Consider the following 20,720-nt stretch of genomic DNA (forward strand, 5'->3'; position numbering starts at 1 on the left):
GTCCCCCCGGGACCGGCCCCCCGCCACAGGCGCATGAAGCCCCTACCTCCCGCAGTGCTCCGCCACCAGGTCGGCGAAGGCCCTCGCCAGCGGGGTGAGCCCGGCCCAGCGCCGGACCGCCCAGCCGACGGCCAGGGGCGGCAGGTCCGGTACGGGGACGAGGACCGGGCCGCCGGGGCGGTCCGGGTCGCGCCAGCCGGGCAGTTCGGGGACGAGGGCGTGGCCGAGGCCCAGTTCGGCGAGGTGCACGGCGGTGGCCCAGTCGGCGACGCCCGCGTCGGACCCGGCCGTCCTGGCGATTCCGAGCCCGGTCAAGTACCGGTCGAGATGGGAGCGCGACGTGGACTGTTCGGGCGGCCTGATGAGGTGGGCGGCGGCCAGGTCGTCGGGTCCGATCCGGGTCCGGCCGGCCAGCGGATCGTCGGGGCGCACCGCGAGGACCCAGGGGAGTTCGACGACGGGGCGCTGCTCGACGCCGCGCTCCGGCGCGCCGATGGTGACCCACGCGAGGTCGAGGTCGTGCGCGGCGAGCGCCTCGTAGGCGCTGTGGCTGGAACTGACCGTCTGGAATTCCAGGCTCGCCCGGGGGTGGCGGCGCCGGAAGCCGACGATGGCCTCGGACATGAAGTGGCGCACGGTCGTCGCGCCCGTGGTGACGCGCACCGCGCCGCTCTCGCCGCGGGCCAGGTCGCGCAGGCGGCGCAGCGCGACGTCGATGCCGCCGATGCCCTCGGCGGCCGCGGTCTGCAGGACGCGCCCCGCGGGGGTCGGCAGGACACCGCGGGCGTGCCGTTCGAGGAGGCTGACGCCCACCTCCCGTTCGAGGCGGCGGATGTGCTGGCTCACCGCCGACTGCGTACAGGAGAGGTCGCGGGCGACGGCGCTGAGGCTGCCCGCCGCGCACACGGCGACGTAGACACGGAGATCGTCGAGGGTCACGGCGCCAACGTAGCCATGCGGGCCCTTCCAAGCCAGAGCTTGGTGCTTCCCAAGTAATTCCTAGGATTGACTTGGGTCTCGGGCTCCGAAACGATCTCGGACGTGGATGCACTTGAAGCAGTGGCCGTCGGAGCGGCCGGTGTCGCCGCCGGCGCGATCAACGCGGTGGTCGGCTCCGGAACGCTCATCACCTTCCCTACGCTCCTCGCGTTCGGCTATCCGCCGGTGCTCGCCAACGTGTCGAACAACATCGGCCTCGTACCGGGCGTGCTCAGCGCCGCGTACGGCTACCGGCGCGAGCTGAAGGGGCAGAAGAAGCGGCTGCTCCGCTTCGGTACGGCCTCGCTGATCGGCGGGCTCACGGGCGCGCTCCTGCTGCTGAAGCTGCCGGCCGACGCGTTCACCTCGGTGGTGCCCGTCCTCATCCTGGCCGCCTGTGTCCTCGTCGTGCTCCAGCCCCGGCTCAGCCGCTGGTCGAAGGAGCGCCAGGCCACGGCGACGCGCACCGACGGCGGCGTGCCCATGTGGCTCGGGGTGCTGGGGACGGGCGTCTACGGCGGCTATTTCGGCGCCGCGCAGGGCGTGCTGCTCATGGGCATGTTCGGCAGCTTCCTCCACGACGACCTCCAGCGCCTCAACGGGGCGAAGAACGTCCTGGCCTCGATCGTGAACGGGGTCGCGGCGGTCGTCTTCATCGCCGTCGCCGACGTCGACTGGGTGGCGGCCGCGGTGATCGCCGTCGGCTCCACGCTGGGCGGTCTGACCGGCGCGAAGTTCGGCCGCAGGCTGCCCCCTGCGGTCCTTCGCGCGGTGATCGTCGTGGTCGGCGTCACCGCCTCGACCATCTTGCTCGTACGGGGCTGAGCCTGCGGGCCGTCAGCGCTTGAGGAACGCGATCCGGGCCCGCTTCTCCGGGAGGAACACCTCCGGCAGGTCGATCTCCGGGAGCACGATCTCGGGGCCGAGTTCGAAGCCCGCGCGCTCCAGGAGCGCGACGGCCTTCGTGTTGCGCGCGTCGGGCTCGACCACGATCCGCCGCTTGCCGTGCCCTTCGAGCGCGTACGCGACGAGGACGGTCATGAGCGCTCCGGTGAAGCCGCTGACGGTTCCGCCGGTGGCCGGGGCGATCAGGAAGTGCACGCCGATGTCGCCGTCCTCGACCTCGTAGCACTCGCTGACCCGGTCGGCCTCGGGCTCGTACGTCTGGAAGAGCGCGACGGGTTCGCCGTTGAGGCGGACGAGGTGGGCGTGGTGCGTGGTGAGCGAGTCGAGGTGTTCGTACGTCTCGCGCACCTGCTCGCGGCCCGCGCCCTCCATGCCCCAGAACCGGGCGCGTTCCTCGCGCACCCAGCCGTGGATCACGTCGAGGTCGGCGGCGGGGTCGACCGGGCCGACGCGGACGGTGCCGAACCCTTCGACGGTCTGCTCGTACACGGCGCTCTCGCGCATGGGGGTCTCCTTGGTGAGGCGGTTCCAGTCGGTGATCACGGGGACCAGGCCGCCCCGCAGCCACAGGGGAAGCTGGTCGCGGCGGTGCGGGGAGCCGGGGATTCCGGAGGCGCCGAGCGGAACGACCCACAGGCTGTTCGCACGGTCGGCGACGTCCCACACGTAGCGGGCGGCCGGGCCGCGGGCGCTGAGGTCGGTGACGCCGGGGACGCTCGACGTGGACAGGACGCAGTCGTGGTCGCCGGGCAGGCCCGGAACGACCTCATCGCCGTCGGGGAGTGCCCGCCAGGCGGCGAGCCGGTGCCGGTCGCCCCAGGTCTCCCCGGTCGCCGTGGCCCCGGCGGCTTCCTCGACCGCCTCGCGGACGACCACCTCCCGGTCGGCATCCGGGAATTGATCGGTCGTCAGCAGATTCTCCAGCGCGTAAGCGATGCGCGGCGCGAGGGCCAGCCACGGCCGGAAGACCTCCGGGTACGCCTCCCCCATCCCCGTGAGCGGCGCGAACGCGGGATGCGCGGCCAGCTTCCGTACGACCGCCGCCCGGACCCGCGCGTACGCGGCGGCGTCCGCGCTGTCCGCGTCCATGTGCCGGTCCCAGGCGAGCAGCCGCTTCCTCAGCGCCTCGGCTTCGGGGCCGAGGCCGTCGAGGCGGGCGACGAGGTCGAGCAGCGGGCCGGCGGAGGCGAGGCGGGTGTCGGTGTGGACGGCGGCCATGCCGGGCGCCGTCCACACCTCCTGCGCGTCGAGCAGTTCCCGTATGCGGTCCGCCCGGTGCGGCGGCGCGAACTCGATGCCGAGGGGCGCGGCGAGGCCCCGCTGGTTCGCCATGACCGCGACGGTGCCGACGGGCCCGCGGGGCAGCTCGCGCAGGCCGCGCCAGGCGTGCCGGGGCTCGTGGGCGGGGACGACGCGGAGCAGGTTCTCGGGGTCGCGCTCGGGCACGGCGCCCGCGACGCGGTGCAGGAGGCCGCCCTCGGTGTCGGCGGCCTGGACGACGTTGACGGGCTCGGCCCAGCGGTCGAAGGCCCGGTCCACGTCGGCGACGGTGCGGGCGCGGAGCAGGGCGGGCAGCGCGGCGAACCCCAGGTCCTCGCGTACGCGCGGTGGCTGGCGCAGCGCGATGCCCTCGCCCTCGTCGGGACCGCCGATGACGACCGTCCCGCGCTCGGTCTCGACGACCTCGACCTCCTGCGGGCGCGCGCCCGCCACCTCGAAGGTCTCCATGCTGCGGAACGCGGGCCGCCAGCCGTCGGGCCCGAGCGCCTCCACGCCGCCGTCCGGGAGCCGCCGCAGCCGCTCCCGGTACAGGTCCTGGTAGTCCGCCATCGCGTTGGTGATCGCCCAGGCGACGGTGCCGGTGTGGCCGAAGTGGCCGATGCCGGGCACGCCGGGGACGGCGAGGCCCACGACGTCGTACTCCGGGCAGGCGAGCCGTATCTGCTGGTAGACGCCCGGGTCCTCGATGTAACGGTGTGGGTCGCCCGCGATCAGAGGGCCGCCGGTAGCGGTGCGGTCGCCGGTGACGAGCCAGCCGTTGCTGCCGGAGGTGGCGGGGCCGTCCGTGGCGAAGAGGCCGACGGCTCCGGGCCCGATGCGGCGTACGACCTCGTCACGCCAGAGCTTGCCGGGGAAGCCGGTGAACAGGATGTGCGTGGAGAGCCAGATGCCGAGGGGCGTCCAGGGCTGCCAGCGGCCCGGTTCGAGGCCGGCGCGGGCGAACTCCGGTGCGGTGCCGCCGAGTTCCCGCAGTCCGGCGTCGACCCCGGCCACGTACGCGTCGAGCCAGCCGCGCGTCTCCTCGTCGAGCGCGCGGTAGCAGCGCCGGGCCGTGTCGTCGATACGGGCCTGCCGGGCGAACCGGTCCCAGCCGGCGGCCTCCTGGCCGAGGAAGGCGGCGGACGTGCCCTGTGAGCGGTGCCGCTCGACCTCGATCTGCCAGGCCCGGTCGGCGGCGGCGTTGCGCCCTTGGGCGTGGGCCAGTTCCCGCACGCTGTCGGCACGGAGGTGGGGTATGCCCCATTCGTCCCGGTAGACCTCGACGCTCACGCTTTCCCCGCCCCGCCTTCACCCGCCTTACAGATTAGGGCAGCCTAACCTAAGCCGGAAAGGGGTGCGCCCGGACCCACGCCGCGCGATCATCGACACATGGACGTCACTCTTCACCTCGCCCAGGAGCCGGACGCCGACGCACTCCTCGGCCGGAGCCCGCTGGCCGCGCTCGTCGGCATGCTGCTCGACCAGCAGGTCCCCATGGAGTGGGCGTTCGCGGGCCCGCACACGATCGCCCAGCGCCTGGGCGCGGACGATCTCGACGCGCACGAGATCGCCTCGTACGACCCCGAGACCTTCGCCGGGCTGCTGTCCACGAAGCCGGCCGTACACCGCTACCCCGGCTCCATGGCCAAGCGGATCCAGCAGCTGTGCCAGTACCTCGTCGAGCACTACGACGGGGACGCGAGCGCCGTCTGGGAAGGCGTCAAGGACGGCAGGGAACTGCTCAAGCGCCTCAATGACCTGCCCGGCTTCGGCACGCAGAAGGCCCAGATCTTCCTGGCCCTGCTCGGCAAGCAGCTCGGGGTACGCCCCAAGGGCTGGCGCGAGGCCGCGGGCGCGTACGGCGAGGCGAAGTCCTTCCGGTCGGTCGCGGACATCACGGGACCCGACTCGCTCACGAAGGTGCGGGCGCACAAGCAGGAGATGAAGGCGGCGGCGAAGGCGGCCAAGGCCACGGGGAGGTAGGACCCCGGACGCGTCAGCACACGTCGCGTCCCGTAGCCCATGAGGGCGGATCTGGTCTGCATTGATCGTCTCCGGGGCGCCACCGGGGGACATTGACGTCCATGAGCACGCACGCCTCCCCCGCGGGCGCGGGCCGCCGCACCGCGCGCCGGCCCGCGTTGACCCGGGCGCTGCTCATCCTCATCGCGCTCCTCGGCATGGCGTTCGCGTCCGCTGTCCCGTGCGCCGAGGCCGCGGCCGGGCACGCCGCGTCCTCCTCCACCCAACCCGGCGAGCTCCACCAGGACGCTCCCGACACCGCGCTCCGCCTGCCGACGGCGCACGCGACGCGTCTCCCCGCTGAACGCGCCACCCATGTGCCCCGCGCGCGCCCCTCCGCGCCATTCGCGCGCCCCCGTGCGCCCCGCGCCACCCTCAACTCCCTGAACGTCCTGCGCTGCGTCGTCCTGCGCTGCTGACAGCACGGCTCCGCCCTCCCGGCGGACCGAGCCTGCTCACCCCCCACACGCACGACAAGGACGACACGCTCATGCCCATCGACCCTTACGCGGTCCTGCGCGCCCTCCTGCTCGCCGAAGCGGCGCGCGACGGACGCGCCGTACTCCCCGCGCGCGAGACCCCGGACCCCGAGCAACCGACCGACGACACGGACCAGGACACGGACCCCCAGGACCGCGCCTGATATCTCACGGCGATGGTCCCGGCCCCGCACCCGCGGGACCGGGACCATCGCCGAGGCGTAAGGCCTTACCTTCGCCGCGTCCCGAAGAGCGACCGCGAGATCTCCCGCCCCAGCTGCGTGCCGACCGACCGGGCAAGCGACTTGAAGATCCCGCTGCCCACCACCTGTTCCACGACCGACGCGTCCTCCTTGGACTTCCCGCGCCCCCCGGAGCCCCGCGCCGCCGCCTTCTCGGCCTTCGCCGCCTTCGCCGCCTGCGCCTCGGCGTCCTTGCGCGCCTGCGTCTCGGCCTCCTGGGCCGTCAGCTTCTCGTACGCGGACTCACGGTCGACGGCGTTCGCGTAGCGCGGGTACAGGGCCGACTCCTTCACGGCCCGGTCGAGCGCGGCCGCGTCGATGGGCCCCATCAGCGACTCGGGCGCCCGCAGCCGGGTCGCGGCGACCGGCGTCGGCGCGCCCTTCTCGCTCAGCACGGTGACCACGGCCTCGCCCGTACCGAGCGAGGTCAGCAACTCCTCCAGGTCGTACGCGGAGTGGGGGAACGTCCTGACCGTCGACTTCAGCGCCTTCTGGTCGTCGGGCGTGAAGGCGCGCAGCGCGTGCTGGACGCGGTTGCCGAGCTGGGCGAGGACGTCGGACGGCACGTCCTTCGGCGTCTGCGTCACGAAGAACACGCCCACGCCCTTGGACCGGATCAGCCGCACGGTCTGCGTGATCGCCTCCAGGAACGCCTTGGACGCGCCACTGAAGAGCAGATGCGCCTCGTCGAAGAAGAAGACCAGCTTCGGCTTCTCCACATCGCCGACCTCGGGAAGGTCCTGGAAGAGATCCGCGAGCAACCACATCAGGAACGTCGAGAAAAGGTGCGGCTTGTCCTGCACGGCGGGCAGTTCGAGTACGGAGACCAGGCCGCGGCCGTCCGGGGCCGTGCGCAGCAGCTCGCTGCTGTCGAACTCGGGCTCGCCGAAGAAGTCGCCCATGCCCTGCTGCTCGAACGCGGTCAGCGCGCGCAGGATCACCCCTGCCGTCGTGGTGGAGAGCCCGCCGATGGTCTTCAGCTCCTGCTTGCCCTCGTCGGAGGTGAGGAACGTGACGACCGCGCGCAGGTCCTTGAGGTCGACGAGTTCGAGGCCCTTCTGGTCCGCGTAGTGGAAGATCAGGCCGAGCGACTGCTCCTGCGTCTGGTTGAGCTGGAGGCACTTGGAGAGCAGGACCGGGCCGAAGCCGGTGATGGTGGCCCGCAGGGGGATGCCGGGGCCGATGCCGCCGAGCGCGTAGAACTCACTCGGACAGCCGGTCGCCCGCCACTCCTGACCGACCTCGGCCGACCGCTGCGTCACCCTCTCGCCCGGCTCACCCGGGGCCGAGATGCCGGAGACGTCGCCCTTGATGTCGGCGAGGAAGACGGGGACGCCCTGCGCGGCCAGCTGCTCGGCGATGAGCTGGAGCGTCTTGGTCTTGCCGGTGCCGGTGGCGCCCGCGACGAGGCCGTGCCGGTTGAGCATCCCCAGCGGAATCCGGATCTGCGCGTCCGGCAGGCACTGCCCGTCCCACACGAGCGCGCCGAGATCGAGCGCGGGCCCGGTGAAGGCGTACCCGGAGGCGATCTCCAGGGCGGGGGCGGGGAGGGCGGCGGCGGTCGTGACGGTTTCGGGGGCGGTGGTTCCGGGCGTCAACTCGGCGCCCGCGTCTACCCCTGAAGAAGGCTCCGCATTCGCCGGCGCAGCCGGGATCGGCTCGCTGTCACTCATTTCTGGCCCCTGTCCCCGGATTGAGTGTTCCCGGTTTGCCCCTGTTTAGGACGTCATTTCCCAGACTCGCACTCCGTCTCCATGGCTGCGCCCGGAGAGCCGGGCCCGGTAGGCTTTCCGTGTGATCTTCAAGCGCATCGGAAACGGCCGGCCGTACCCCGACCACGGCCGGGAAAGCACCCGGCAGTGGGCGGACGTCGCGCCGCGCCCGGTCCGCCTCGATCAGCTCGTGACGACCAAGGGCCAGCTCGACCTCGAGACGCTCCTCGCCGAGGACTCGACGTTCTACGGCGACCTCTTCGCGCATGTCGTGAAGTGGCAGGGCGATCTCTACCTCGAGGACGGTCTGCACCGCGCCGTGCGCGCCGCGCTCCAGCAGCGCCAGGTGCTGCACGCCCGCGTCCTGGAGCTGGGCTGAGCGGCGGGCCATGGGCCCGCGTTGACCCTTTCGGGTAGTACCTGGCGCGGGCCAATGATCATTTAGTAGGAATCACCGCCGGGGCGCACTACGCTGCGCCCATGAGCATGCTCACTCCCCCCGGCATGGGCGGCAAGTACCGCATCACGGGAGACAAATATCCGCGTATGCGCCGGAGCCGCGGGCGCAGCAGGATCGTGCTCGCCGTCGTCGCCTCCGTCGTGGCGGTCGGCCTGATCGGCTGGGGCACTCTGCAGCTGATCGACGTCTTCACCGGCGGCGGTGACAAGGCCTCGGCCGCGGGAGCCACCGGCGACTGCCGGACGAAGACCTCCGCATCGTCCTCCGCGAGTCAGAAGCTCCTGCCGAAGCCCGGCCAGGTCACGGTCAACGTCTTCAACGCCACGCCCCGCAGCGGCCTCGCCAAACAGACGGCGGACGAGCTGAAGAAACGTGGCTTCGCCATCGGCGACGTGGGCAACGCGACGAAGGCGTACGACAAGAAGGTCAAGGGCCCCGGGCTGCTGCTCGGCGCCAAGGGCGCCACCGATGCCGCGCTGCCGGTCCTCGGCACACAGCTCTCCGGCGCCGAGCTGAAGACCGACACCCGCGCCAAGCCGGCCGAGGTCGACCTGATCATCGGCACCGCGTTCAAGCAGCTCACGACGAAGGCGGACGCCGACAAGGCCCTGGCCGCGCTGGCCAAGCCCTCACCGACGCCCGCCACGTCGAAGAAGCACTGCTGAACTGCTGAACCGAACGACCGAGATCCCGAGAGGGGTCCCGTACGGGGTGGCTACTCGGCCGCCCCGTACATCCGGTCGCCCGCGTCGCCGAGGCCCGGGACGATGTACCCGTTCTCGTTGAGCCGCTCGTCGACCGAGGCCGTCACGACCGTCACCGGCGTGCCGGCGAGATCGCGCTCCATGATCTCCACGCCCTCGGGGGCGGCAAGCAGCACCACGGCCGTCACGTCGTCCGCGCCGCGCTTGATCAGCTCCTGGATCGCCGCGACGAGCGTGCCGCCGGTGGCCAGCATCGGGTCGAGGACGTAGACCTGGCGCCCGGACAGGTCGTCCGGCATGCGCGTCGCGTACGTGGACGCCTGGAGCGTCTCCTCGTCGCGCACCATGCCGAGGAAGCCCACCTCGGCGGTCGGCAGCAGCCGCACCATGCCGTCGAGCATGCCGAGACCGGCCCGCAGGATCGGCACGACCAGGGGCCGCGGGTAGGAGAGCTTCACGCCGGTCGTGCCCGAGACCGGGGTCTCGATGTCGACCTGCTCGGTACGCACGTCCCTGGTGGCCTCGTACGCGAGCAGGGTGACCAGCTCGTCGGCGAGGCGCCGGAAGGTCGGGGAGTCGGTGCGCTTGTCGCGCAGCGTGGTGAGTTTGTGCGCCACCAGCGGGTGGTCGACGACGTGGATCCGCATGTCCTCAACAGTAACCGGGTCCGGGCCGCCCCCGTGCTGGCATCAAACCCGCCATCGGAGGGAACGTGGAAATGGCGGACTGGGGTGGTGTGCCTATGCCGGATCAGGGACAGCACGACCGGGGAAAGGACCCGGAGCCGGAGGGGACCGAGGACGAGCGCCTGCGGCGCCGCGCCCAGTTCCTGCGGGAACTCCGGGAGGCGCGCGAGCTGCGCGAGCGGGTCCGCCCACGCCGTGCCAGGGCGGCACGAATGCGGCAGCAGATGCGCATGCGCACGTTCCGCTGGTGACGCCACATGAACACAGCGGGCGGAAGACCTCTCCTGAAGCGATGGTTTCTGCCACGATTCCGATTGGGCGGGGCTCGGAACTGCACACCCCGCCTTCCCGAGTCCGCCGGGGGGAAGTCCAACCGGCACACCTGAGACCAGTGGGAGAGTCACGGTGTACTTCGCCGCACTGCTCGCGCGCACCGAAGACGGGTGGGAAGCGAGCGATACAGAGCTCGACGACGTGGAGGCCCTGTCGGACCTGACCGACCTGGCCCGTGAAGCCTCGGCCGGCGCCGAGGACGACACAGTGCTCGTCTTCATCGAACAGGAGGACGCCTGGTTCGGCGTCGTCCGTGTGGACGGCGAGGAGGACCCTCGTATCTACGTCTCCGACGCGGCCGCGGCCGCCCGGAGTTCGTACGGCGAGATCCTGCTCACCGACGAACTGCTCGGAAAGGATCCCGACCAGGACGAGCTGGACGCCCTGGATCTCGACGGGACCGAGGACGGCGAGCCCGTCCCGGCCGACGAGGACGGGGACGGGGACGACGACGCGGCGGGCGCCACCGCCGAGGCCGTGCCCCCGGGTCCGATCGGGGACCGGCTGATCCTCGCCGACCTCGGAGTCTCCGAGAAGGAGCTCCTCGCCCTCGACACCAATGACGCCCTCAGCGAGATCGCCGAGGTCCTGGGAGCGGCGGAGGTCCTCGAAACGGTCCGATAGGTTCCACCTGCCCATCATTTGTCCATTTCTCCACGACGATGCCGGTGTCGGCCGCGGTCGGCTACATTCCGCCCGTGAGCACCGCACAACAGGCACCGGACCCCGTACGCGACCCCTGGCGGCAGGCCATGCGCCTCGCCGTCCGGGAGGCGCGGCTCGCCGCCGCGGGCGGTGACGTGCCCGTGGGGGCCGTCGTGCTCGCCCCGGACGGCACGACCGTGCTCGCCTCGGGGCACAACGAGCGCGAGGCGACCGGGGACCCGACCGCGCACGCGGAGGTGCTCGCGATCCGGCGGGCGGCCGCGGCGCTCGGGGAGTGGCGGCTCACGGGGTGCACGCTCGTCGTGACCCTGGAGCCGTGCACGATGTGCGCGGGCGCCCTCGTGCAGTCCCGGGTCGACCGGGTCGTCTACGGGGCGCGCGACGAGAAGGCCGGGGCTGCCGGGTCCCTGTGGGACGTCGTCCGCGACCGGCGCCTCAACCACCGCCCCGAAGTGATCGAGGGCGTCCTCGCGGACGAGTGCGCGCAGCAGCTCACGTCCTTCTTCCGGGACCGCTAGCCGGGACGCCAAAACGCCTCGCGGGCGGGCCTGTGACGGGCCTCCCGGATACGGATTTCAGACCACGACCCAACTTGGGCTAGGATCTCTCTCGGTAGCGTGTCCGAGCGGCCGAAGGAGCTCGCCTCGAAAGCGAGTGTGGGGAAACTCACCGAGGGTTCAAATCCCTCCGCTACCGCTGACAACGCCCCTCTTTCCCGGGTCACCGGAGAAGAGGGGCGTTCTGCATGTCCGGTCATGTCCAGCCGCACGCAGACCGATCGGGCAAAACGCCCCGCCCGCCGGGCCGTTGACGGGAAAAACCGGATAACCGGCTGAACAGACGTCCGGGTTACACTCACGCCCGGCAACAGGGGTCACACGGGACACGGGCACGGGGAGGTCAGAACGTGGTGCAGACGAAAAAAATAGGTCTCTTCGTCGTCGTCGTGTTCGCCCTCTACGTGATCATCACAGACCCGGCCAAGGCCGCGGACTACGTCCAGATAGGCTTCGAGGGCGTCTCGACCGCTGCTCAGAGCATCGGCGACTTCATGACCTGGGTCGTCAACGGCGGCGGGAACTGAGCGACCTCGTAAGCGTCTGCAAGGAGTGCCCGTGATCCGCCATCTGGTCCTCTTCAAGCTCAACGAGGGCGTCGAGCGCGACGAGCCTCGCGTCGTCGAGGGCGTCAAGGCCTTCCGCGCACTCGGCGGACAGATCCCGGAGCTGACGTTCTGGGAGTGCGACTGGAACATCACCGACCGCCCCATCGCGTACGACTTCGCCATCAACTCGGCGGTCGAGGACACCGATGCGCTCAAACGGTACATCGAGCACCCGGCGCACCAGGCGGGCGTCGCGCAGTGGCGCGAGTTCGCCACGTGGGTGATCGCGGACTACGAGTTCTGAGCGAATCGCACGGCAAAGCGGCCCTTCACCGGAACGGTGAAGGGCCTTTCTGTGTCGTATGCCCCAACTTGCCCTTCAACACGTGGTTATGCGGTGCTTGCACACAGTGCACCTGTCTTGTGATGCTATGACCGCTTTTGACGGATGAGTAGACGGACGAGCTGACGGAGACAGAGGTGGCGTTGACCGTGCCGGCCAGTACAACGCCTCAAGCACCGCCGGCGAAGAGCCGGGGCGCCGACACCCGTGCGCTCACGCAGGTCCTCTTCGCCCAGCTCAAAGACCTGCTGCCGGGGACTCCCGAGCACACCAGGGTGCGCGCCGCCCTCATCGAGGCCAACCTCCCGCTCGTGCGGTACGCGGCGGCCCGCTTCCGCAGCCGCAACGAGCCGATGGAGGACGTCGTCCAGGTCGGCACGATCGGGCTCATCAACGCGATCGACCGCTTCGACCCCGAGCGGGGCGTGCAGTTCCCGACGTTCGCGATGCCGACCGTCGTCGGTGAGATCAAGCGCTACTTCCGCGACAACGTGCGCACGGTCCACGTGCCGCGCCGGCTCCATGAGTTGTGGGTGCAGGTGACCGGCGCGACCGAGGACCTCACCACGGCGTTCGGGCGCACCCCCACCACCGCCGAGATCGCCGAGCGCCTGCGCATCGCCGAGGACGAGGTCCTGGCGTGCATCGAGGCCGGGCGCTCGTACCACGCGACCTCGCTGGAGGCGGCCCAGGAGGGCGATGGGATGCCCGGCCTGCTCGACCGGCTCGGCTACGAGGACCCGGAGCTCGACGGCGTCGAACACCGCGATCTCGTACGGCACCTGCTCGTTCAGCTGCCCGAGCGTGAGCAGCGGATCCTGCTGCTGCGCTATTACAGCAATCTGACGCAGTCACAGATCAGCGCGGAATTGGGCGTTTCCCAGATGCATGTATCAAGACTGCTGGCCAGAAGCTTCGCGCGGCTCAGGTCCGCAAACAGGATCGAAGCGTAACCGGAACGGGTGGAGTGCCTTTTCCGGCACTTCCCCGCCGAAATACGTCAGTTCCCCGCCACACCCCCCTTTTCCTGCACAGATTCACCCCATCCATGTCGACATGTCACTACAGCGTGTTGCCGACATGTGACATTCTGCTGGAACCGCGTTTGCCGCAGCCCCGCCTCCGGTATTCAGGTGGAGGCTGCGTTCCTTCCAGACGGGAGCGCCCGCCGCGACCGTCCGCGACCTCAAGGGGGTGGCATGTCCGCAGACCAGGGCAGCTCGAAGGTGCTCACGCTCAGCAAGAGCGCATCCGCGCCCGACGTGCTTCACAACTCGCCTGTATCCAGGGCTTCCGAAGCCATCGACACCCGCACCCTGTCCCGCTCCCTCTTCCTGCGGCTCGCCGCACTCGACGAGAACAGCCCCGAGCGTGCCTACGTGCGGGACACCCTCATCGAGCTGAACCTCCCGCTGGTCCGGTACGCGGCGGCGCGCTTCCGCAGCCGTAACGAGCCGATGGAGGACATCGTCCAGGTCGGCACGATCGGCCTGATCAAGGCGATCGACCGCTTCGACTGCGAACGCGGCGTGGAATTCCCGACGTTCGCGATGCCGACCGTCGTCGGCGAGATCAAGCGCTTCTTCCGCGACACGTCCTGGTCGGTGCGGGTGCCGCGCCGGCTTCAGGAGCTGCGGCTCGCGCTGACCAAGGCGAGCGACGAGCTGGCCCAGAAGCTGGACCGCTCGCCGACCGTGCCCGAGCTGGCCGCGGTGCTCGGCGTCTCCGAGGACGACGTGGTCGACGGACTCGCGGTGGGCAACGCCTACACCGCCTCCTCCCTCGACTCCCCGGCGCCCGAGGACGACGGCGGCGAGGGCTCGCTCGCGGACCGCCTCGGCTACGAGGACACGGCTCTGGAGGGCGTGGAGTACCGCGAGTCGCTCAAGCCGCTGCTCGCCAAGCTTCCGCCGCGCGAGCGCCGCATCATCATGCTGCGCTTCTTCGCGAACATGACGCAGTCGCAGATCGGCGAGGAGGTCGGCATCTCGCAGATGCACGTGTCGCGCCTGCTCACGCGGACCCTGTCGCAGCTCAGGGAAGGGCTGATCGCCGACTGAGGCACCACGCGCGGCGCCGGTGTCGTTGACAGGGTTCCGAATTGACGGACCGTCAGACAAACTGGCGCGATGCGACGAGGATCGATACGCGGCCGCCGAGGCGCCCTGACGGGCGCGACGGCGGCCGTGGTCTGCCTGGGCGGTCTCCTTGCGGCGTGCGGGAGTTCCGGCGGCGGGGACGGTTATGTGGCGGTCGGCGCGGCCGGCGCCACACCCGACAGGACGCCGGGCCGTACGGTGGCGCCGACCGGTGACGTGGAGCTGGTGCCGCTGGACGGGGCCGCCTCGGATCCGCCGGGCCCGTCGGAGTCCGGGACAGGGTCGGGCAGCGGCGCAGGCAGTGGTGGTGGCGACAAGTCCCCTGGTGACGGCGGCAGTTCAGGGGATGCGGGCGCCGGGGCGGGAGCAGAAGCGCGTACGGGCAGCAGCTCCGGGACACCCGACACATCAGGACCCGACGGGTCCGGGCAGCCGTCCACCGGCGCGGGCGGGTCCGGCGGCGGTGGCTCCGGCGGCGGGGCCACGACCACACCGTCCGCCCCCGGCACCGGCGCTCCGAGCGGGCCCGCCGCCCTGAAGGTCGGGGACCCGGAGCGCAAGGCCGCGGACAAGCGGTGGTGCGAGGACGTGACCCTGAACATGGTCAACACCGGTGGCGCCGCGGTGCGTTCGGGCACGGTGACGTTCGGGACGCACATCATCGGCGCCCTCGGGATCGACTGGGCGACCGTCGAGTCCACCCAGGACCTCCCCGTGCCGATCGACGCGGGGAAGCGGAAGAAGAAGACCTGGACGGTGTGTGTCGACGCCTGGCGGGTGCCGCTCGGCATGCACGTGGAGACGCGGGACGTCTCCGTCAAATGGAAGTGAGCGACTCTCCGGTAAAGGGAAGTGGGCGGCTCTCCGGCGAGAGCCGCAGCTATCTACTTGAGGGCCAGCCAGGCCACGCCGGCCACGATGACGACGGCGAGCACGATGCCGACGATCAGTCCGGCGCCGGGTCCCGACTTCGCCGGGGCGGCCTGCTGGCGCGACTGCGAGGCCGGTTCGTCGACGAAGGCGCGGAACATCTGGGTGCTCCCCGCGGGGTCGTAGTTGCCTTCGGGGGCCGGGCCCTGGGGGTTGTGTGCCATGGGGAAGGACCCTAGCGAATACGTGCGGGCGACGCCACACCCATGCTGAGCTGCGGCTTTACATGTGCAACCCCTCCCCTTTACCGGGTTTTTAGGCTTGTACACCCCTTTTCGTTTGCCTGCGGCAACCAACTGTCTCTATGGTTGCCCTAAGCAACGAACGTAGGAGGTGCCGTGGCCGAGCAGAGTCAGTACGAAGAGCTCGCCCGACAGTTCAGTGCCTTCGGTGCCGTCAAACGAGACCTCCAGCGGTCCCTGCCGCACGACTGTCCGGCCGGTTCGGCCGCGGTTCTCATGCTCCTCGGCCGGTACGGCGAGATGCGGATGAGCCGCCTGGCGGAACTGCTCGCCGTAGACATGTCCGTGACCAGCCGCCACGTGGCGCACGTCGCCGAACGCGGCTGGATCGACCGGTCGCCCGACCCCGCGGACAAGCGCTCCCGCATCCTCAGCCTCACCGAACAGGGTGTGAAGCAGATCGAACTGCTCTCCGAGCGGTCGACCGAACTGCTCGCCTACCGGTTGAGCGACTGGTCCGACGACGAAGTCGGGCAGCTGATCGCGATGATGAGCCGGCTCCGCGACAGCTTCGGCGACTGTCGATACACACCGCGACTCGCGCAGGCACTTCCGGATGCCACCGAAGAGACCACCCGTACACCCGCTTAAGTAAAGGAACCCCATGGCAACAACCACACCGGCAGGTGTGCGGGGCAGCCACGCCAAGCATGGAGGCGCAGCCCCCGGCAGCGGCGCTCCGATGACACACAAGCAGATCATGGAGGCGCTGTCCGGGCTGCTGCTCGGCATGTTCGTCGCGATCCTGTCGTCGACGATCGTCACCAACGCGCTTCCCGAGATCGTCGGCGACCTGGGCGGCGGCCAGTCCGCCTACACCTGGGTCGTCACCGCCTCGCTGCTCGCGATGACCGCGACGACGCCCCTGTGGGGCAAGCTCGCCGACATCTTCAGCAAGAAGGCGCTCGTACAGATAGCCCTGATCATCTACGTGGGCGGCTCGGTCGTGGCCGGTCTCTCGCAGAGCCCGACCATGCTGATCGCCTGCCGCGTGGTGCAGGGCATCGGCGTCGGCGGTCTGTCCGCCCTCGCGCAGATCGTCATGGCCGCGATGATCTCCCCGCGTGAGCGGGGCCGTTACTCCGGCTACCTCGGTGCGACCTTCGCCGTCGCCACCGTCGGCGGCCCGCTGCTCGGCGGTGTCATCACCGACACCTCGTGGCTCGGCTGGCGCTGGTGCTTCTACGTCGGTGTGCCGTTCGCGATCATCGCGCTCATCGTCCTGCAGAAGACGCTGAAGCTCCCCACGGTCAAGCGGGAGAACGTGAAGGTCGACTGGGCCGGTGCCTTCTTCATCACCGCCGCGGTCTGCACCCTGCTCCTGTGGGTGACCTTCGCCGACGACAAGTACGACTGGCTCTCCTGGCAGACCGGCGCGATGGTGGGCGGCGCCGTCGTCCTCGCGCTGGTCTTCATCTTCGTGGAGACCAAGGCCGCGGAGCCGATCATCCCGCTGCGGCTCTTCCGTAACCGCACCATCACGCTCGCCTCGATCGCCTCGCTCTTCGTGGGTGTCGCGATGTTCACGGGCACCGTGTTCTTCTCGCAGTACTTCCAGCTGGCGCGCGGCAAGTCGCCGACGATGTCCGGTGTCATGACGATCCCGATGATCGGCGGCCTGTTCATCTCGTCGACCGTCGCGGGCCAGATCATCACCAAGACCGGCAAGTGGAAGGCGTGGCTGGTCTCCGGCGGCGTGCTCATCACGGCGGGCCTCGGACTGCTCGGCACGATCCGCTACGACACCCCGTACTGGCACGTCGCGATCTTCATGGCGCTCATGGGTCTCGGCATCGGCATGATGATGCAGAACCTCGTGCTCTGCACCCAGAACCAGGTCGCTCCGGAGGACATCGGTTCGGCCAGCTCCACGGTCACCTTCTTCCGCTCCCTCGGTGGTGCGATGGGTGTCTCGGCGCTCGGTTCGATCATGGCCACGCGCATCACGCACTACGTCAAGGACGGCCTCGCCGACCTCGGCCCCAAGGGCGCTGCCCTGGGCCACGGCGGCACCGGCGGCGGCGCCATCCCGGACCTGGACAAGCTCCCCGCGCCGCTGCGCACGATCATGGAGAGCTCGTACGGGCACGGCATCGCGGACGTGTTCCTGATCGCCGCTCCGATCGCGCTGCTCGCGCTCATCGCCACGCTGTTCATCAAGGAGATTCCGCTGCGTACGTCGAACTCCCAGACTGTTCCGGCCGCCGAGGCCGAGGCTGACGTGCCTGCGGTCGCGGGTGCCGGCGCTCCCCAGGCGGAGGAGCTGGTTCCGGCCATGGCCGCCGCGGTCTCCGAGCCCACCTCGGACGGCGCGACCCAGCGCCTCCAGGCGGTCGCCACGACGGCGGGCAGCGTCCCTGCAACGGCGTCCACCGGTGGCGGAACCCCGGTCCGCGGGTTCGTCCGCGGCTCCGAGAGCGCCCCGGTCCCGCGGGCCGCGGTCACGCTGATCTCGCTCGGCGGACGCCAGCTGGGCCGCGCGGTCTCCCAGGGCGACGGCGCCTACGGCCTCGACGCCCCCGGCGCGGGTTCGTACGTCCTGATCGCCTCGGCCGACGGCTACCAGCCGCAGGCCTCCACGGTCGTCGTCGGTGAGGAGCCGGTCGCGTACGACATCCTGCTCAGCGGCACCAGCGGCCTGAGCGGCGTCGTGAAGTCCGTGGACAGCAAGCTGCCGGTTCCCGGCGCCATGGTCATCGTGACCGACGTCCGCGGTGACGTCCTCGCCACCGGACTCTCCGGCGAGCAGGGCGAGTTCACCTTCGCCGAGCTGGTCCCGGGTGCGGTGACCGTGGCGGTCACCGCGGCAGGTCACCGTCCGCTCGCGCTGCCCGTCGAGGTCGGCGGCACCGGGGTCACCCGGGTCGAGATCGGGCTGCACTCCGGTGCGCAGGTCGCCGGTGTGGTCCAGGCCTCGGGCGGTCCGCTGAACGACGCGCGGGTGACGCTCGTCGACGCGGCGGGCAACGTGGTCGCCACGGCGACGACCGGTCACGACGGCGCGTACGCCTTCACCGACCTGGACAGCGGCGAGTACACGGTCATCGCGACCGGCTACCCGCCGGTGGCCACCGGTCTGACGGTCAACGGCGGCGGCGCCGAGGGCCACGACATCACGCTCGCCCACCCCGGCGAGTGACGACCCCGGGCAGGGGCGCGCTTCGAGCGGAGACGCGCCCCCGCCCGGTAGTGGGAAAAGGACCCCGGAACCGGTGGCGGCACTACGGCAGGGGACGGCCGGCCGCCACCGGACCGGGGTCCGGCCCGTTTACGGGCCATCGACCAAGGGGCCTCAGCCATCAATTGAGGGCCCCAGCGGCGGGCGACCACGTCCGCGAGAGCGGCGCCGGTATTCGGCGCAAGGGAGAAGCATGGGACTGAGCGCGCGGATCCGTACCAGGGACGGATGGGCTCTGCCGCACGCCGTCGTGACGGTGACCGACATGACGGGTGCGCAGGTGCTGCGGGCCGAGGCCGACGACGAGGGGGCCGTGCACGACGCGGTGACCCTGACCCCGGGGCCGTACGTGGTGATCGTGACGGCCGTCGGTTACGCGCCGACGGCGTCCACGGCGATGGTGACGGCGAGCGGCCGTGCCGACGTCGGCACGGTGGTCCTCGCCCGGCAGGGCGGCGCGGAACTGCCGCCGCCCGGACCGTGGACGATCGACCCGGTGCACTCCTCGGTGGGCGCGGTCGCACAGCACCTCGGCATCTCGAGCGTGCACGGCCGGTTCACGGAGTTCGGCGGCCGGATCGAGATCGCCCAGGACGTGGAGAAGTCGCGGGTGGAGGCGGTCATCAAGGCGTCCTCCATCGACACGGGCAACGGCATGCGGGACGGGCACCTGAAGACGCCCGACTTCCTGGACGTCGAGACGTTTCCGGAGATCACGTTCCGCTCGACCGGCCTGGAGCCGGCCGGGTCCGACCGCTGGACGGTGCACGGCGAGCTGACGCTGCACGGCGTCGTACGGCCCGTGGACCTGGACCTCAGCTACCTCGGCACGGGCGCGGACCCGTGGGGCGGCACCCGGGCGGCGTTCCGGGCGACGACCGCGCTGAAGCGCGAGGACTTCGCGATGAACTACAACCAGGTCGTCCAGGCGGGCATCTCCGCGATCGGCACGACGCTGAAGGTGGAGCTCGACATCCAGGCCGTGCAGGGGGACGCGCTGCCGCAGGTGTGAGCGGGGTTCGAGCACGGGCGCCGCTGACCGTCGTAGGGTGCTGGACATGGCACCCAGCATCGCGACCAACACCCGTGTCTCCCTGGACGAGTTGCTCGACTTCGTCCGTCCGCGCCACCGCGCGCTCCTACTGACGGCCCGCGCCGACGGAACCCCGCAGGCCTCCCCCCTGACCTGCGGGGTCGACGACTCCGGGCGGATCGTCGTCTCCACCTATCCCGAACGCGCCAAGACCCGTAACGCCAAGCGGAATCCGCGGGTGAGCGTGGTCGTCCTGAGCGACGACTGGAACGGCCCGTGGGTGCAGATCGACGGCACCGCGGAGGTCATCGACTCTCCCGAGTCGGTCGAGCCGCTGGTCGAGTACTTCCGCAACATCTCGGGCGAACACCCGGACTGGGACGAGTATCGCGCGGCGATGCTCAAGCAGGGCAAGTCCATCATCCGGATCACGCCCGAGCGGTGGGGACCCGTGGCGACCGGCGGGTTCCCGGCGCACTTGGCCTGAGCGCTCGGCCTGACACATGCTCTAGCGCGGCGGCTGCTGCTGGGCCGTGACCATCGTGTCGATGCCGGCCACCAGCAGGTCGAGCGCCACCTGGAAGTCGGCCTCGCGGATGTCCTCCACCTTGTGGCCCTCGGTGCCCGCCATCAGCGCCCGCGCGTTCTCGTAGTCCTCGGCCATCTCCGGGGCCAGTTCGCCGAAGGCGCCCATCGCGTGGTGGTAGTACTCGTCCTGGGTCATCCCGGCGTCCGCGCAGCGCTGTACGAAGTGGCCCTCGATGGTCCCGTACCCGTACACGAACTGGAAGACGGCGGCGATCGCGCCCCGCTGGCCCTGCAGGTTGAGGCCGGTGTCCTCGATGATGCGCTGCACCTGGCGCGAGAACGCCAGCGAGTGCGGGCCGATGTTGAGGAAGTGGCCCGTGAGCGGGGAGGTCCAGGGGTGGCGTACCAGGCTCGCGCGGTACACCCCGGCGAGCTGCCTCAGCGGGGTGTGCCAGTCGCCGCCCGGCGCCGCGGGTTCGGGCAGTTCCATCTCGCCGAAGACGCGGTCGAGGGCCAGCTCCAGGAGGTCGTCCTTGGTGTCGACGTACCAGTAGACGGACATCGCGGTCACACCGAGCTCGGCCGCGAGGCGCCGCATCGAGAACTTGGCGAGGCCCTCGGCATCGAGGAGTTTCACGGTGGCCGCGGTGATCCGCTCCCGGTCGAGCGTGCTGGGCGCCTCGCTCCTGCGGGTACGCGGCGTCTTGCCCTCCAGCCAGACGCTCGTCCGCGCCGGACGCTCCGCACGGTCGGCTGCCTTCGCCATGGCGCACCTTCCCAAAGTCCTCGTGCCGGCCCGGTTCCGGCAGCGGAC

The 20,720-nt window shown here is 70.8% G+C and carries 24 protein-coding genes and 1 tRNA gene; 19 read left to right on the plus strand and 6 right to left on the minus strand.

Features of this window, described 5'->3' with window-relative positions; genetic code table 11:
- Positions 1 to 42 precede the first annotated feature (42 nt).
- Entirely contained in the window at positions 43 to 939 is an 897-nt protein-coding gene (locus ACWFR4_RS12315; protein WP_453652225.1) for a LysR family transcriptional regulator, read from the minus strand.
- A 102-nt stretch (positions 940 to 1,041) separates the two neighbouring features.
- On the opposite strand from ACWFR4_RS12315, the gene ACWFR4_RS12320 reads away from it, so the two are divergent.
- Entirely contained in the window at positions 1,042 to 1,803 is a 762-nt protein-coding gene (locus ACWFR4_RS12320; protein ID WP_453464895.1) for a sulfite exporter TauE/SafE family protein, read from the plus strand.
- 12 nt (positions 1,804 to 1,815) lie between these two features.
- Here the strand turns inward: ACWFR4_RS12320 and ACWFR4_RS12325 are convergent, their stop codons facing one another.
- Complete coding sequence (locus ACWFR4_RS12325) at positions 1,816 to 4,434, minus strand: GNAT family N-acetyltransferase (protein WP_453652227.1); 2,619 nt, start codon at positions 4,432 to 4,434, stop codon at positions 1,816 to 1,818.
- 99 nt (positions 4,435 to 4,533) lie between these two features.
- On the opposite strand from ACWFR4_RS12325, the gene ACWFR4_RS12330 reads away from it, so the two are divergent.
- From ACWFR4_RS12330 to ACWFR4_RS12340, 3 genes are all read left to right on the plus strand, one after another.
- Complete coding sequence (locus ACWFR4_RS12330; RefSeq protein ID WP_453464901.1) at positions 4,534 to 5,127, plus strand: HhH-GPD-type base excision DNA repair protein; 594 nt, start codon at positions 4,534 to 4,536, stop codon at positions 5,125 to 5,127.
- Positions 5,128 to 5,228: 101 nt separating this feature from the next.
- Positions 5,229 to 5,585, plus strand: coding sequence for a hypothetical protein (locus tag ACWFR4_RS12335; protein ID WP_453464903.1), 357 nt, complete (start codon positions 5,229 to 5,231; stop codon positions 5,583 to 5,585).
- A 71-nt stretch (positions 5,586 to 5,656) separates the two neighbouring features.
- Positions 5,657 to 5,809 carry a hypothetical protein gene (locus ACWFR4_RS12340; protein WP_453652229.1) on the plus strand — a complete coding sequence of 51 codons (153 nt, stop codon included), beginning with the start codon at positions 5,657 to 5,659 and terminating at the stop codon, positions 5,807 to 5,809.
- A 65-nt stretch (positions 5,810 to 5,874) separates the two neighbouring features.
- Here ACWFR4_RS12340 and ACWFR4_RS12345 read toward each other — a convergent pair whose 3' ends face one another.
- The gene (locus tag ACWFR4_RS12345; RefSeq protein WP_453652231.1) at positions 5,875 to 7,560 is read right to left on the minus strand and encodes a helicase HerA-like domain-containing protein; all 1,686 of its coding nucleotides are present in this window, start codon (positions 7,558 to 7,560) and stop codon (positions 5,875 to 5,877) included.
- Positions 7,561 to 7,681: 121 nt separating this feature from the next.
- Between ACWFR4_RS12345 and ACWFR4_RS12350 the strand changes: the two genes are divergently transcribed.
- Positions 7,682 to 7,978: a type II toxin-antitoxin system VapB family antitoxin gene (locus tag ACWFR4_RS12350; protein ID WP_003955420.1), complete on the plus strand. Its 297-nt coding sequence runs from the start codon at positions 7,682 to 7,684 to the stop codon at positions 7,976 to 7,978.
- A gap of 101 nt (positions 7,979 to 8,079) precedes the next feature.
- Positions 8,080 to 8,724 (plus strand): LytR C-terminal domain-containing protein, encoded by a 645-nt coding sequence (locus tag ACWFR4_RS12355; RefSeq protein ID WP_453462721.1) that lies wholly within the window; start codon positions 8,080 to 8,082, stop codon positions 8,722 to 8,724.
- A gap of 50 nt (positions 8,725 to 8,774) precedes the next feature.
- On the opposite strand, the gene upp is transcribed toward ACWFR4_RS12355, so the two are convergent.
- Positions 8,775 to 9,410, minus strand: coding sequence for a uracil phosphoribosyltransferase (gene upp, locus ACWFR4_RS12360; protein WP_116512183.1), 636 nt, complete (start codon positions 9,408 to 9,410; stop codon positions 8,775 to 8,777).
- Positions 9,411 to 9,505: 95 nt separating this feature from the next.
- On the opposite strand from upp, the gene ACWFR4_RS12365 reads away from it, so the two are divergent.
- From ACWFR4_RS12365 to ACWFR4_RS12405, 9 genes are all read left to right on the plus strand, one after another.
- On the plus strand, positions 9,506 to 9,700 hold the full coding sequence (locus ACWFR4_RS12365; RefSeq protein WP_453462718.1) for a hypothetical protein: 195 nt from the start codon (positions 9,506 to 9,508) through the stop codon (positions 9,698 to 9,700).
- Between the two features lie 154 nt (positions 9,701 to 9,854).
- On the plus strand, positions 9,855 to 10,406 hold the full coding sequence (locus ACWFR4_RS12370) for a tRNA adenosine deaminase-associated protein (protein WP_453462715.1): 552 nt from the start codon (positions 9,855 to 9,857) through the stop codon (positions 10,404 to 10,406).
- A gap of 38 nt (positions 10,407 to 10,444) precedes the next feature.
- Positions 10,445 to 10,966: a tRNA adenosine(34) deaminase TadA gene (tadA, locus tag ACWFR4_RS12375; protein WP_453652233.1), complete on the plus strand. Its 522-nt coding sequence runs from the start codon at positions 10,445 to 10,447 to the stop codon at positions 10,964 to 10,966.
- A 93-nt stretch (positions 10,967 to 11,059) separates the two neighbouring features.
- Positions 11,060 to 11,144, plus strand: a tRNA-Ser gene (locus tag ACWFR4_RS12380).
- Positions 11,145 to 11,355: 211 nt separating this feature from the next.
- On the plus strand, positions 11,356 to 11,532 hold the full coding sequence (locus ACWFR4_RS12385) for a hypothetical protein (protein ID WP_453462710.1): 177 nt from the start codon (positions 11,356 to 11,358) through the stop codon (positions 11,530 to 11,532).
- Between the two features lie 31 nt (positions 11,533 to 11,563).
- Entirely contained in the window at positions 11,564 to 11,857 is a 294-nt protein-coding gene (locus tag ACWFR4_RS12390; protein ID WP_116512179.1) for a Dabb family protein, read from the plus strand.
- A gap of 176 nt (positions 11,858 to 12,033) precedes the next feature.
- Positions 12,034 to 12,849 (plus strand): RNA polymerase sigma factor SigF, encoded by an 816-nt coding sequence (locus ACWFR4_RS12395; protein WP_453462707.1) that lies wholly within the window; start codon positions 12,034 to 12,036, stop codon positions 12,847 to 12,849.
- A 246-nt stretch (positions 12,850 to 13,095) separates the two neighbouring features.
- Complete coding sequence (locus ACWFR4_RS12400) at positions 13,096 to 13,956, plus strand: RNA polymerase sigma factor SigF (RefSeq protein WP_453462704.1); 861 nt, start codon at positions 13,096 to 13,098, stop codon at positions 13,954 to 13,956.
- Between the two features lie 69 nt (positions 13,957 to 14,025).
- Entirely contained in the window at positions 14,026 to 14,826 is an 801-nt protein-coding gene (locus ACWFR4_RS12405) for a hypothetical protein (RefSeq protein WP_453652235.1), read from the plus strand.
- Positions 14,827 to 14,879: 53 nt separating this feature from the next.
- Here ACWFR4_RS12405 and ACWFR4_RS12410 read toward each other — a convergent pair whose 3' ends face one another.
- On the minus strand, positions 14,880 to 15,089 hold the full coding sequence (locus ACWFR4_RS12410; protein WP_453462698.1) for a hypothetical protein: 210 nt from the start codon (positions 15,087 to 15,089) through the stop codon (positions 14,880 to 14,882).
- Positions 15,090 to 15,263: 174 nt separating this feature from the next.
- Here ACWFR4_RS12410 and ACWFR4_RS12415 point away from each other — a divergent pair, with 174 nt between their 5' ends.
- The 4 genes from ACWFR4_RS12415 to ACWFR4_RS12430 all read left to right on the plus strand — a co-directional run bounded on the left by ACWFR4_RS12415 (position 15,264) and on the right by ACWFR4_RS12430 (position 19,865).
- Entirely contained in the window at positions 15,264 to 15,758 is a 495-nt protein-coding gene (locus ACWFR4_RS12415) for a MarR family winged helix-turn-helix transcriptional regulator (protein ID WP_405479989.1), read from the plus strand.
- 13 nt (positions 15,759 to 15,771) lie between these two features.
- Entirely contained in the window at positions 15,772 to 18,306 is a 2,535-nt protein-coding gene (locus ACWFR4_RS12420; protein WP_453462695.1) for an MFS transporter, read from the plus strand.
- Between the two features lie 232 nt (positions 18,307 to 18,538).
- Positions 18,539 to 19,357, plus strand: coding sequence for a YceI family protein (locus ACWFR4_RS12425; RefSeq protein ID WP_453462694.1), 819 nt, complete (start codon positions 18,539 to 18,541; stop codon positions 19,355 to 19,357).
- 46 nt (positions 19,358 to 19,403) lie between these two features.
- On the plus strand, positions 19,404 to 19,865 hold the full coding sequence (locus ACWFR4_RS12430; protein WP_453462691.1) for a PPOX class F420-dependent oxidoreductase: 462 nt from the start codon (positions 19,404 to 19,406) through the stop codon (positions 19,863 to 19,865).
- Between the two features lie 21 nt (positions 19,866 to 19,886).
- On the opposite strand, the gene ACWFR4_RS12435 is transcribed toward ACWFR4_RS12430, so the two are convergent.
- Positions 19,887 to 20,672: a TetR/AcrR family transcriptional regulator gene (locus ACWFR4_RS12435; protein ID WP_453652237.1), complete on the minus strand. Its 786-nt coding sequence runs from the start codon at positions 20,670 to 20,672 to the stop codon at positions 19,887 to 19,889.
- Positions 20,673 to 20,720: the final 48 nt, after the last annotated feature.

The sequence above is a fragment of the Streptomyces sp. NPDC055140 genome (genome assembly GCF_053607285.1).

What these genes read in the sequence shown, in the direction of transcription:
- ACWFR4_RS12405 (WP_453652235.1), top strand. Translation starts at nt 14,026, where the DNA reads ATGCGACGAGGATCGATACGCGGCCGCCGAGGCGCCCTGACGGGCGCG.
- ACWFR4_RS12335 (WP_453464903.1), top strand. Translation starts at nt 5,229, where the DNA reads ATGAGCACGCACGCCTCCCCCGCGGGCGCGGGCCGCCGCACCGCGCGC.
- ACWFR4_RS12410 (WP_453462698.1), bottom strand. Translation starts at nt 15,089, where the DNA reads ATGGCACACAACCCCCAGGGCCCGGCCCCCGAAGGCAACTACGACCCC.
- tadA (WP_453652233.1), top strand. Translation starts at nt 10,445, where the DNA reads ATGCCGGTGTCGGCCGCGGTCGGCTACATTCCGCCCGTGAGCACCGCA.
- ACWFR4_RS12340 (WP_453652229.1), top strand. Translation starts at nt 5,657, where the DNA reads ATGCCCATCGACCCTTACGCGGTCCTGCGCGCCCTCCTGCTCGCCGAA.
- ACWFR4_RS12435 (WP_453652237.1), bottom strand. Translation starts at nt 20,672, where the DNA reads ATGGCGAAGGCAGCCGACCGTGCGGAGCGTCCGGCGCGGACGAGCGTC.
- ACWFR4_RS12365 (WP_453462718.1), top strand. Translation starts at nt 9,506, where the DNA reads ATGCCGGATCAGGGACAGCACGACCGGGGAAAGGACCCGGAGCCGGAG.
- ACWFR4_RS12420 (WP_453462695.1), top strand. Translation starts at nt 15,772, where the DNA reads ATGGCAACAACCACACCGGCAGGTGTGCGGGGCAGCCACGCCAAGCAT.
- ACWFR4_RS12345 (WP_453652231.1), bottom strand. Translation starts at nt 7,560, where the DNA reads ATGAGTGACAGCGAGCCGATCCCGGCTGCGCCGGCGAATGCGGAGCCT.
- ACWFR4_RS12400 (WP_453462704.1), top strand. Translation starts at nt 13,096, where the DNA reads ATGTCCGCAGACCAGGGCAGCTCGAAGGTGCTCACGCTCAGCAAGAGC.
- ACWFR4_RS12355 (WP_453462721.1), top strand. Translation starts at nt 8,080, where the DNA reads ATGAGCATGCTCACTCCCCCCGGCATGGGCGGCAAGTACCGCATCACG.
- ACWFR4_RS12330 (WP_453464901.1), top strand. Translation starts at nt 4,534, where the DNA reads ATGGACGTCACTCTTCACCTCGCCCAGGAGCCGGACGCCGACGCACTC.
- ACWFR4_RS12430 (WP_453462691.1), top strand. Translation starts at nt 19,404, where the DNA reads ATGGCACCCAGCATCGCGACCAACACCCGTGTCTCCCTGGACGAGTTG.
- upp (WP_116512183.1), bottom strand. Translation starts at nt 9,410, where the DNA reads ATGCGGATCCACGTCGTCGACCACCCGCTGGTGGCGCACAAACTCACC.
- ACWFR4_RS12425 (WP_453462694.1), top strand. Translation starts at nt 18,539, where the DNA reads ATGGGACTGAGCGCGCGGATCCGTACCAGGGACGGATGGGCTCTGCCG.